We start from the raw sequence: 11185 nt of genomic DNA, 5'->3' as shown, positions 1-11185 counted from the left end.
GCGCATACTGCGCGACGACCGGCCCGCCGTGCATATCAAGCTGTATAACCTGCCCTCCTTGGAACAATTGGAAGGTTTGCGCCAACGCAGCCTGGACATCGCCCTGGTGAGCGAACCACCCGCCGCCGATGACCCGGACCTGACCGCCTGGCAAGTCCTCGACGACCCGATGCTGCTGGCCCTGCCCGAACAGCATCCGCTGGCTCGACAACGCGAACTGTTGCCCGAACACCTGGCCGACCAACAATGGATCGGCGTGCAACGCAAACCTGGCGCCCACCCGGCTGACGATTTCGTCGCCGCCTGCATCCGCGCCGGTTTCACCCCGCAGATCCCCATGGAGGCCAGCGAACCCTTTACCGCATTGGGCCTGGTCGCGTCGGGGCTAGGAGTGGCGATGGTGCAAAAGGGCCTGAGCCGCAACGCACCGCCCGGCGTGGTGTTGCGCGAGCTGCCGTGGCTGGCCTACACCACACCACTGTGGGCCGCCTGGCACCGCGTCAACTTGAGGCCATTAGTGGAAACCTTTCGCAAGGTGCTGACCGACTGATCGTTCCCACGCTCCGCGTGGGAATGCATCCCATGACGCTCCGCGTCACTAAACGGCGGGACGCGGAGCGTCCGCGGCGGCGTTCCCACGCAGAGCGTGGGAACGATCAATCAGAGCACTTCGCGCAACCGATACCACAACATCCCCAACGCCAGCAGCGGCGAGCGCAACGCCTTGCCACCGGGAAAGGTCATGTGTGGCACCTGGCTGAAGATATCCAGGCCCTGGCTTGCGCCCGCATGTATCCCTTCAGCCAGCAACCGTGCGCACCAGTGCGTCACGTTCAAGCCGTGGCCGGAATAGCCTTGGGCATAGAACACATTCGGGTACTGCTTGAGCCGCCCGACCTGGGGAAAGCGGTTGGCGGTGATGCCGATTTTGCCGCCCCATTGGAACTCGATAGCCGTGTTGGCCAACTGCGGGAACACCTTGAGCATTTTCGGGCGCATGTACGCGGCAATGTCTTGAGGGTCGCGCCCCGAGTAATGGCAGGCACCGCCGAACAACAGGCGCCGGTCGGCAGTCAACCGGTAGTAATCCAGGCCGACTTTCTGGTCGCACAGCGCCAGGTTCTGTGGGATCAACTGCTGGGCCAAAGGCTCAGGCAGTGGCTCGGTGGCGATGATGTAGCTGCCCGCCGGCAGTACCTTGCCGCTCAAGCGCGGCTCCAGCTCTTCAAGATGAGCATTGCATGCCAGCACCAGGTTGGCTGCGCGCACGCTGCCGCCTGCGCAGCGCACTTGCACCGTCTCGCCATGGATCAGCTCCAGCACCGGGCTGTGCTCAAAGATACGCACGCCAAGGGCCTCGGCCGCCTGCGCTTCGCCCAATACCAGGTTGAGCGGGTGAAGATGGCCGGAGCCCATGTCGACTAAGCCGCCGGCATATACCGTCGAGCCCACCACCTGCGACATGTCTTGTGGGCCGACCAGTCGCGTTTCATGCGCATACCCCATGGCCGCCAGGTGCGCCTGTTCGCCCTTGAACGCGGCAAACTGCGCCGGGGTGTTAGCCAGTTCGCAAAAACCCCAGCGCAGGTCACAGTCGATGCCGTGCTCGGCAATGCGCTGGCCCACCAGGGCGACCGAGTCGATACCGGCCCGCTCCATATAGCGCACGCCCTCCTCGCCCACGTATTTGGCAAACCCGGAGACATCATGACCAATACCCCGAATTAATTGCCCGCCGTTGCGCCCGCTGGCGCCCCAACCAATGCGGCGCGCCTCCAGCAGGATCACCGAAAGCCCGCGCAGGGCCAGTTCAATGGCGGTGTTGACCCCGGTAAAGCCGCCGCCGATCACACACACATCGGCGCTCAGGTCTGCCTCAAGTGCGGGCCGCTGCGCCATGGCATTCGCCGAAGCGCGGTAATAGGACGGGGCATGTTCATTGGGCTGCATCATCGGTTGGACTTCACTTTGCTCCAGGCGCGGGTCATCACGCGCATGGTCGCCGGCGTGGGCGTGGTGGAAATATAGAGTTTGTCGAGTACCTCCTGGGGCGGGTACACCTCAGGGTTGTTCACCAGTTCGGGGGCCATGAACGGCTTGGCGGCCGGGTTGGCGTTGGCATAGCCCACCGAGGCGCTGACCTTGGCAATCACCTCGGGCTCCAGCAGGTAGTTGATGAACGCATGGGCTTCTTTAGGGTTGCTCGCGTCGGCCGGAACCGCCAGCAGGTCGAACCACAGGTTGGCGCCTTCCTTGGGGATCGAATACGCAATGTTCACCCCGTTCTTGGCTTCCTTGGCGCGGTTGGCGGCCTGGAACACATCGCCGGAATAACCGAAGGCCACACAGATATTGCCGTTGGCCAGGTCCGAGATGTACTTGGATGAGTGGAAATAGGTGATGTACGGCCGCAGCGTCAGCAGCTTGGCTTCGGCCTGCTTGTAGTCCTCGGCATTCTCGCTGCGTGGGTCCTTGCCCATGTAGTTGAGGATCGCCGGGAACAACTCATCCGCCGAATCGAGGAAGGCCACGCCGCATTCATGCAGCTTCTTGATATTTTCTGGCTCGAATAGCACCGCCCACGAATCGATACGGTCGATACCCAGCACTTGCTTGACCTTGTCGACGTTATAGCCAATGCCATTGGTGCCCCACAGGTACGGCACCGAGTGCGTATTACCGGGGTCGTTCTGTTCCAGTAACTTGAGCAGCTTGGGGTCCAGATTCTTGAAGTTGGGCAACTGCGCGCGGTCGAGCTTGAGGAACGCGCCGGCCTTCACCTGGCGCGCCAGGAAGTGGTTGGACGGCACCACCACGTCATACCCGGTGCGCCCGGCCAGCAACTTGCCCTCCAGGGTTTCGTTGGAGTCGAACACATCGTAGACCACCTTGATACCGGTCTTGGCCTGGAAGTCCGCCAAGGTGGTCTCGCCAATGTAATCGGTCCAGTTGTAGACACTCACCGTCGGTGCCGCCTGGCCTGCACTGCTGAACGCCGCGGCCAGGGCCAGTGGGAGAAGTTTGTTCACAAGACGCATATCGTCACCCCTTTTATGCTTGTTTTTAGACGCTCAACAGCAGGAACTCACGCTCCCAGGAACTGATCACCCGCTTGAAGTTTTCATGCTCGGCGCGTTTGACCGCCACGTAGCCGCGCACGAATTTCTCGCCCAGGTACTGCTTGACCGTGTCGCAATCCTCCATGCGCGCCAGTGCATCTTCGAGGGTGAACGGCAGGCGCAGGTTGCGGCGCTCATAGGCGCGGCCTTCCACCGGGGCACTGGGTTCGATGTGCTCGATCATCCCCAGATAACCACACAGCAGGCTCGCGGCAATGGCCAGGTACGGGTTGGCATCGGCCCCCGGCAGGCGGTTTTCCACGCGCATCGCCTCCGGGCTGGAAGTGGGCACGCGCAAGCCGACGGTGCGGTTCTCTTCGCCCCATTCGACGTTGACCGGCGCCGAGGTGTCCGGCAGGAAGCGGCGGAACGAGTTCACATTGGGCGCAAACATCGGCAACAGCATGGGGATGTACTTCTGCAAGCCGCCGATGTGATGCAAAAACAGCGGGCTCATGGCGCCATCGGCATCCACGAACACCGGTTTGCCGGTGGCAATCTCCACCACGCTCTGGTGCAAATGCATGGCGCTGCCCGGCTCATCGGCCACCGGCTTGGCCATGAAGGTGGCGGCGACGTTGTGCTTGAGGGCGGCCTCACGCAAGGTGCGCTTGAACACCGTGATCTGGTCGGCCAGGTCCAGGGCGTCGCCGTGGCGGAAGTTGATTTCCATCTGCGCCGGGCCGTCTTCGTGGATCAGGGTGTCGAGGTCCAGGCCCTGGGCTTCGCACCAGTCATAGACATCTTCGAACAGCGGGTCGAACTCGTTGGCGGCATCGATAGAGAACGACTGGCGGCCGGTTTCGGCACGGCCGGAACGGCCAATCGGGGTTTTCAGTGGCAGGTCCGGGTCTTCGCAACGCTGGGTCAGGTAGAACTCCATTTCCGGCGCGACAATCGGCTGCCAGCCTTGGTCGGTGTAGAGCTGCAGGACTTTCTTCAACACATTGCGCGGCGACAGCTCGATGGGGTTGCCCTGCTTGTCGAAGGTGTCGTGGATCACGATGGCGGTGGGTTCGATGGCCCACGGCACCACGTAAGTGGCGTTGGCTGCCGGGCGGCAGATCATGTCGATATCGGCTGGGTCCAGCAGGTCGTAGTAGATATCGTCGTCGACAAAGTCCCCGGTTACCGTTTGCAGAAGCACACTTTCCGGCAGGCGCATGCCTCGCTCATGCAGGAACTTGTTGGTGGGTGCGATCTTGCCGCGTGCGATGCCAGTCAAGTCACTGATCACGCATTCGACCTCGGTAATCTTGTGTTCTTTCAGCCAGGTGGACAGCTGATCGAAGGGGGCGTTCATAAGGACCTCGTCTTGGGTGGGATGCGACGCCGGCTTGTACTCCCAGCGCATTGAGGTCTATCTTGGGCCAGCCTTGAAACGGCATCTATCCACTTTGCACGCGGCACAACGCACCAATAGAGTGCGCACGGATCACCCATGACACAGGCAACCGCTTTGCGCGTACAGGCCTTCGCCACCGGCGATGTGGCCGCCCAATGCAGTGCGACACCCGGCTGGGTGCAGCAGTACCAGCAGATGTCGCCGGGGCATTTTGCCGGGCAGGTGCGCTACCTCGACCTGCAAGGCGTGCAGGTTTACGAAGAGTGCATGAACACCCGCGTGGAGCAGCATTTCAACGCCCCCACCGGCGCCCTGACGTTCTGTTTCGACGCCAGTGACAACGCGCTGTACCTGCTCAATGGCGAAAGCCGCAACACCTGGATCACCCCGATCAACTACCGCGAAGTGGCGGTGGTATTCGGCCCACAGTTCGTCCAGCGCCAGGGCCTGGATATAGCCAAACTCGAAGGCTTGTTCATGGCGCCGCTGACCTGTCGGCAAAATGCGCTGTTCACTCGCTGGCTGAGCGGCACCCTTACGCGCCTGTCGGCACTGACCGACCCCATCAGCCGCGATGCCCTCACCCAGCAACTGCTCGACGACTGCCTGTTTATCCTCGATAACGCCTGCGTGTGTCTGGACCGCAGTTCGCTACAAAAGCGCAGCGAAGAACGCCGCTTGATGGCGCGCATCGGCGAATGGGCGGCGGATGCACCGGATGAAACCGCCAACCTGTTGGAACTGGCGCAGATTGCGGGTGTGCCGTTGCGCCAATTGCAGCAAGGGTTCAAGACCTACACAGGGATGAGCCCGGCGCAGTGGTTAAGGTTGCGTCGGTTGAATGGGGCGCGGCGTGAGCTATTGAGTGGCGCGGATACCACGGTGGCCGAGGTGGCGATGAATTGGTCGTTCTGGCATTTGGGGCGGTTTTCCAACAGTTATCGTGCTTTGTTCCGGGAGCTGCCCAGCGAGACCCTGAAGCGCTTTGGTTGAAGTCCAATCCCCTGTGGGAGCTGGCTTGCCTGTGATAGCGGTGGTTCAGGCAATAATTCAGCGACTGACACGCCGCTATCGCAGGCAAGCCAGCTCCCACATTCGATTAGCGGTGTGGCAGAGCCCTGCTGCATAACTTGTAAAATCCCGCCGTTATGCCTAGCTTATGCGCCCCCCGCCCAACGCTTTAAGGCCTTTACCCATGGTTTTGCGTTTTCGCCCCGTCGTCACTTCACGTTTCGCCCTCGGCCTGTTGCTCAGTGGCGGCATCGGCAGCAGCCTGGCCGCCGAGATCGAGTTGCCGACGGTAAAGGTTCAGGGCCAGGATGAGTCGGGCTACCGCAGTGAAACCGCGTCGGTGGGCGGCTTTGATGAAGCGCCGCTGTTGGACACCCCCGCCTCGATCACCGTGATCAACGCCGCGCTGATCAAGGACCAGCAGGCACGCTTGCTCAGTGAAGTGCTGCGCAACGATGCCTCAGTGGGCGACAGTTATGCGCCTATCGGTTATTACGAGAATTTCGTGGTGCGTGGCTTTTCGCTGAACGCGGCCAGCAGTTACAAGATCAATGGACGCACCATCACCGGCGAGCAGAACGTCGCCCTGGAAAACAAGCAGCAAGTGGAAGTGCTCAAGGGCCTGGCGGGTTTGCAGAGCGGCATTTCTGAGCCCAGCGGAGTGATCAACTACGTGACCAAGCGCCCCCAGGATGTGCGCTCGGTGACGGTGTCCACCGATGATCGTGGCAGTGGCTACATCGCCACCGATGTTGGCGGCTGGTTTGGCAGCGAGCAGCAGTTCGGCCTGCGCGCCAATGTCGCCCATGAAGACCTCAATTCCTATGTGGAACACGCCAACGGCCAGCGCGATTTCGTGTCCCTGGCCTTTGACTGGAACATCAGCCCCGACGCCGTGTTGCAACTGGATGCCGAATACCAGAACAAACAACAGCGCTCAGTACCGGGTTATCAACTGCTGGGCGGCAGCGAAGTGCCCCACGGCGCTTCACCGAAGAAGCTGTTGGGGCACCAGACGGGCGGCAAGCAGGTCGGGATTGATTCGCTGAACCTCAACGGCAAGTTCGAGTACCGTTTCAGCGACCAGTGGAAAGGCAGTGTCAGCGCGGCGCGTAGCAAGGTGGTGATTGATGACTACAGTTCGTTTGCCTACGGCTGCTTCTACGTGGCCGATTGCGGAACTGCAACCTTCAGCCCAACGGGTGACTACGACGTCTACGACTACCGCAGCCCCGATGACACTCGTCGCGACGACGAGGTACAGGTAGCCCTGACCAGCTTGTTCAACACCGGCAGCTTGGGCCATGAACTGACCTTTGGTACCAGCGCCTTTCGCCGGGTGATCGACAAACGTGACTCAGTCAACGAGCGAATCGGCAGCAGCAATATCAATCAGGATGCGCCGAGCTTTCCACCTACTAGCGAGCCGCTTAAAGACAGCCATCGCAACCTCGACAGCCGCCAGTACGGCCTGTTCGTGACTGATCGAATCCAGATCAACGAGCAATGGCAGACCATTCTCGGCGGCCGTGAAGTACGCTTGGACGAAAAAGCCTTCGACAAAAACGGCGTTCAAGACCGTCATACCAAGAGATATGAATTTCTACCCCAGGCATCATTGATCTACAAACCTGTAGAGAACATTTCGCTGTACACCAGCTATAGCAAAGGCCTTTCTCTGGGCGGTGAAGCACCGTGGACAACCAACAATGACGGCGAAACCCTCGCCCCCACCGTCTCGCGCCAGATCGAAGCCGGGGTGAAATACGACTGGCGCCGTATCAGCTTCGCCGCCGCCGTGTTCCAGACGCGCCAGGCTTACCAGTACGCCAAGCCCGAAGGTGACACGTTCAACTACGTGCAGCAGGGCCAGCAGAAAAACACCGGGATTGAATTGTCTGCCAACGGCTGGGCCACCGACCGTCTGCAGATCGCCACCAGCGTGGCCGCGATCCGAGCGCGGGTGAGCGGCAGCGGCACGCCGGAGTACGAAGGCCATCAGGCGATCAACGTGCCAAAGCTGCGCGCCAGTGTGTACGCCGACTACGCCCTGCCCTGGGTCAATGGCCTGGCCGTATTGGGCGGCGTGCAATACAGCGCCAAGAAGTCCGCCAATCGCACCGGCAACGTGGAAGTGGGCGACTACGCGGTGGTCAACGTCGGTAGCCGCTACACCACCAAGGTCGATGGCTACGAGACCGTGTTTCGCCTGAGCGTCGATAACCTGTTCGACAAGCGCTACTGGCGCGACGCGGGCGAGTACATGGGCGATGACTACCTGTTCCAGGGCGCGCCGTTGACGGCGCGTTTGAGTGCGTCGGTCAACTTCTGAGTAGCCGCGACGTAGCCAGCCACAACGCTGCCAAACCGCACACCAACAGGCTCCAGCCTAAATCCTGGGACCAGGTCACCAAGGCCAGCCCGCCGCCAATCACCAGGTAGTACAGCAAGCCAAACAGGGCGGCGGCGGTGCCAAGGCGGTCACGGTAATCGACCAGGGCCGCCCCCAGCACGTTGGGAATCGCCATGCCGAAGGCCAGCACCACCAACAGCATCGGCCACACCAACAGCCAGCTGTGCTGCAGGGCCAACACCAACAGGCTCCCCACCACGGCCACCGCTGCGGCGACAACCACCAACCGCTCACCGCTCAACCCACGCTTGAGCAAGGCTTTGTTCAGCCACGCCCCCAACCCGGAACCCAGCGCCAGCAACACACCGCTGTAACCGAACTCGGCGGTGGAACGCCCCTGCTGCGCGAAGACAAACGGCCCCACGCTGTAATAGCTGAACAGCGCGATATTGAACGCCGCGACCAACCCGACCGAGCGCCATACTCCGGCATCCTTGAGCATCAGGCCGAGCGTCTGGCCAAGGGCGGCGGTGGGCAAGGAGGCCGGACGGGTTTCCGGTAAGGCCCACCAACACCAGCCCCATAACACCGCCGCGAGCAGCAGCAACGTGCAGAGCACGCCGCGGTAACCGAAAAATTCCACCAGGCTCGCGCCGCTGAACAGGCCGATAGCAGGACTGGCGGCCAGCGCAATACCCATCACGGAAAACACCTGGGCCAGGTCGGCACCGTGGAAACGGTCACGCAACACCGTCTGCGTGACCACCGACCCCACCGCCGCGCCAAAAGCAGCACAGGCCTGGGCCAGCAGCAAGGCGTCGAATGTCGTCACCGTCAAGGCCAGCGCCGAAGCGCCCACATAGATTGCCAGCCCCATCAGCATCACCGGCCGCCGCCCCAGACGATCACTCAGCCGGCCCCACACCACCACGCCCAGGGCGAAGGCGAGGAAATACACCGACAAGGTCTGCCCTGCCCGTTCCGGCGCGACGTCAAAGGCGCGGCTGATATCGCCCAGGGCCGGGCTGTACAGGGTTTGGGCCAACTGCGGGAACATCAGCAGGGCCATGGTCAGCGGCAGCAAATTTTTATATGTCATCACACGATCCATCCATAAACACAACGGACGGATTCTAGGGCGCGCCAGCTGGGCTATTATCCGGACTTCGACACTTTATCCATCAAATCGGACAACCCATGGCCTGGCTTGCCGCTACCGCGTCTTTCAACCCCGATGCCTTCGCAGCGCCCGTGATCGGCATCGCGGCGGTGCTGGGCAATCACGATTCGGGCCTGCATGTGCACCAGCGCGGGCAACTGCTGTTCACCCAGCAAGGGTGCACGCGCATCACCCTGGACAATCAACTGTGCCTGTTGCCACCCACCCGCGCAGCCTGGATCCCCGGCGGCCTGCCCCATCGTGCGGTGATGCAGCAGGCGGTGGACTATCGGTCGGTGTATGTGAGTGCGGCCCTGGCCGAGCAGTTGCCGGCCCAGGTGCGGGTGATCCAAGTGAGTGCCTTGCTCAGGGCAGTGCTGGAACCCATGGCCCTGGCGCCGTTCGAGACTGATTGGCAGGCGGGTCGCTATGCCCATTTGCTCGGACTGTGCCTGGATGAAATCCGCCACGCGGCGGCGCAACCCTTGCTGTTGCCGTTGCCACGGGACAAGCGCCTGGCGCCGCTGCTGGCCCAGCTTGACCGCTTGCCCCCCACGCTGCAGGACCTGGAACAGCACATTGGCGCCAGCACCAAGACCATCGGCCGGATTTTCCTCAAGGAAACCGGCCTGGGGTATCAGCAATGGCGCCAACAGTGGCGTTTGATGCGCATGATCGAACTGCTTGCCATCGGGCGCAGCCTGGGCTACTGCGCCTTTGAACTGGGCTTTGCCAGCGACAGTGCACTGATCGCCTTTTTCAAAGGCATGACCGGCACCACGCCGCGAAACTATTTCAAAGCCAACTGACGGGCTTACTTGGGCATCTTGCGAAAGCCCACCGCCAGGCGGTTCCAGCTGTTGATGGTGGCGATGGCGACGCTCAGGTCCACTTGTTCCTGGGGGCTGAATTGGGCGGCCAGTGCGTCGAAGTCTTCATCCGGGGCGTGGGTCTGGCTGAGCAGGGTCAGGCTTTCGGCCCAGGCCAGGGCAGCGCGCTCGCGCGGGGTGAAGAACGGGGTTTCACGCCAGGCCGACACGGTGTACAGGCGGCGCTCGGTTTCGCCGCCTTTGCGGGCATCGGCGGTGTGCATGTCCAGGCAGAACGCGCAGCCATTGATCTGCGAGACGCGCAGGCGCACCAGTTCCAGCAGTGGCAGTTCGATGGAGAGTTTGCCCACTGCCGCTTCCAGAGCGAGCATGGCTTTCATGGCGTCTGGGGAAGCGGTGTAGAAATCGGTACGGGTTTGCATGGTGAAACTCCAGAACGTTGGGATAGGTGCGCAGAGTAGTCAGCGCAGCGTTCTGGAGAAATAGCCAATCCGGGCGAAGAACAGGTGACCAATCTACAGGCCGCGGTTCCTCAGCCATTGGATGAAGCCCTTCTTGACCGGTACCACGGGCGCGTCTTCGGTCAGGGCCTGGGCGGCATGGCGGCGGAAGTCCAGCAGCGCCTTCATGGCTTCGCCGATATCATGCCGGGCGTCCAGGCACGGCTTGAGGTATTCATTTTCGATGCGGTAGAGCGTGCAGTAGGTCTTGGCCGAGAAATCCGCCAGCGCCGCCTGGTCGGAGAGAATGCCGGACTCACCGATCACCTCCCCCGGGCCCATGCGCCCGGCCTCGAACTTGTGCCCGTCCTTGATCAAGAGCACCGAGACCACGCCGGATTCGACAATGAACAGATGATCGCTGACCTCCCCCGCCGCCAGGATCATCTCGCCGGCGCGGTAGGTGTGCAGGGTCATGTTCTGGCTGAAGGTGTCTTTTTCTTCCTGGCGCAAGGTGGAGAAGATCGACGAGCGCTCCAGCAAAGCGCGGGCGCCAGACACCGCAGGCGGCGTGCTGCCTTCGGTGGCGGACAGCAGGCCCACGCCCGCCGCCTGCAAATGCCGGTAGGCCAGGTCGTAAAGCTGGTTGCGGGTTTCGCGCTTGAGGCCCATGGCCGGCACAAAGCCGCTGATCTCATATTCCACGCCACTGCCAGTGGATGCCTTGAACGCGACGCTGGGCGCCGGCTGGGCCAGCAACGGCCGGCAGCCCTGCATCGCACGCTCCAGGGCTTCGATCACGGTTTGCGGGCGCGCGTGGGGGCTGACTTGCAGGCTGACCGCCAGGCCGAACATGTCTGCCGGGCGCGAGAAGTTGATGATCTTGGCCTTGGCCGCCAGGGAGTTGGGGATCACCGCCAGGCTGCCC

General features: G+C 62.1%; 10 protein-coding genes. 4 read left to right on the top strand and 6 right to left on the bottom strand.

Annotation, left to right across the window (positions count from 1 at the left end):
* On the top strand, window positions 1-550 hold a 550-nt coding region (locus GIW04_RS21500; RefSeq protein ID WP_236479181.1), incomplete at its 5' end, for a LysR family substrate-binding domain-containing protein.
* Window positions 551-660: 110 nt separating this feature from the next.
* Here the strand turns inward: GIW04_RS21500 and GIW04_RS21495 are convergent.
* The 3 genes from GIW04_RS21495 to GIW04_RS21485 are packed head-to-tail and all read right to left on the bottom strand — an operon-like array spanning window position 661 to window position 4422.
* Complete coding sequence (locus tag GIW04_RS21495) at window positions 661-1953, bottom strand: NAD(P)/FAD-dependent oxidoreductase (RefSeq protein ID WP_120248289.1); 1293 nt, start codon at window positions 1951-1953, stop codon at window positions 661-663.
* Window positions 1950-3038 carry a polyamine ABC transporter substrate-binding protein gene (locus GIW04_RS21490; RefSeq protein ID WP_057710021.1) on the bottom strand — a complete coding sequence of 363 codons (1089 nt, stop codon included), beginning with the start codon at window positions 3036-3038 and terminating at the stop codon, window positions 1950-1952. Before GIW04_RS21490 ends, GIW04_RS21495 begins: the two co-directional genes overlap by 4 nt.
* Before the next feature lie 25 nt (window positions 3039-3063).
* Window positions 3064-4422: a glutamine synthetase family protein gene (locus GIW04_RS21485; RefSeq protein ID WP_057710179.1), complete on the bottom strand. Its 1359-nt coding sequence runs from the start codon at window positions 4420-4422 to the stop codon at window positions 3064-3066.
* 138 nt (window positions 4423-4560) lie between these two features.
* Between GIW04_RS21485 and GIW04_RS21480 the strand changes: the two genes are divergently transcribed.
* Both GIW04_RS21480 and GIW04_RS21475 read left to right on the top strand, forming a co-directional pair.
* Window positions 4561-5457, top strand: coding sequence for a helix-turn-helix domain-containing protein (locus tag GIW04_RS21480; protein WP_057710022.1), 897 nt, complete (start codon window positions 4561-4563; stop codon window positions 5455-5457).
* Between the two features lie 202 nt (window positions 5458-5659).
* On the top strand, window positions 5660-7807 hold the full coding sequence (locus GIW04_RS21475) for a TonB-dependent siderophore receptor (RefSeq protein ID WP_120248290.1): 2148 nt from the start codon (window positions 5660-5662) through the stop codon (window positions 7805-7807).
* Here the strand turns inward: GIW04_RS21475 and GIW04_RS21470 are convergent.
* A complete protein-coding gene (locus GIW04_RS21470) occupies window positions 7797-8927 on the bottom strand; it encodes a multidrug effflux MFS transporter (protein WP_003190657.1) in 1131 nt (376 codons plus the stop codon). The two genes, GIW04_RS21475 and GIW04_RS21470, sit on opposite strands and share 11 nt — an antisense overlap.
* Before the next feature lie 98 nt (window positions 8928-9025).
* On the opposite strand from GIW04_RS21470, the gene GIW04_RS21465 reads away from it, so the two are divergent.
* Complete coding sequence (locus tag GIW04_RS21465) at window positions 9026-9796, top strand: AraC family transcriptional regulator (protein ID WP_003190656.1); 771 nt, start codon at window positions 9026-9028, stop codon at window positions 9794-9796.
* Window positions 9797-9801: 5 nt separating this feature from the next.
* Here GIW04_RS21465 and GIW04_RS21460 read toward each other — a convergent pair whose 3' ends face one another.
* Both GIW04_RS21460 and GIW04_RS21455 read right to left on the bottom strand, forming a co-directional pair.
* The gene (locus tag GIW04_RS21460; RefSeq protein ID WP_003190655.1) at window positions 9802-10239 is read right to left on the bottom strand and encodes a carboxymuconolactone decarboxylase family protein; all 438 of its coding nucleotides are present in this window, start codon (window positions 10237-10239) and stop codon (window positions 9802-9804) included.
* A 93-nt stretch (window positions 10240-10332) separates the two neighbouring features.
* Window positions 10333-11185: mechanosensitive ion channel family protein (locus GIW04_RS21455; RefSeq protein WP_236479180.1), on the bottom strand; the 853-nt coding region annotated here is incomplete at its 5' end.

It is taken from the genome of Pseudomonas sp. PA-4-8C (genome assembly GCF_021606625.1).
Classification (GTDB): domain Bacteria; phylum Pseudomonadota; class Gammaproteobacteria; order Pseudomonadales; family Pseudomonadaceae; genus Aquipseudomonas; species Aquipseudomonas lactis.
Note: the sequence above shows the minus strand (reverse complement) of the source record. Positions and strands in the feature narration are given on the sequence as shown.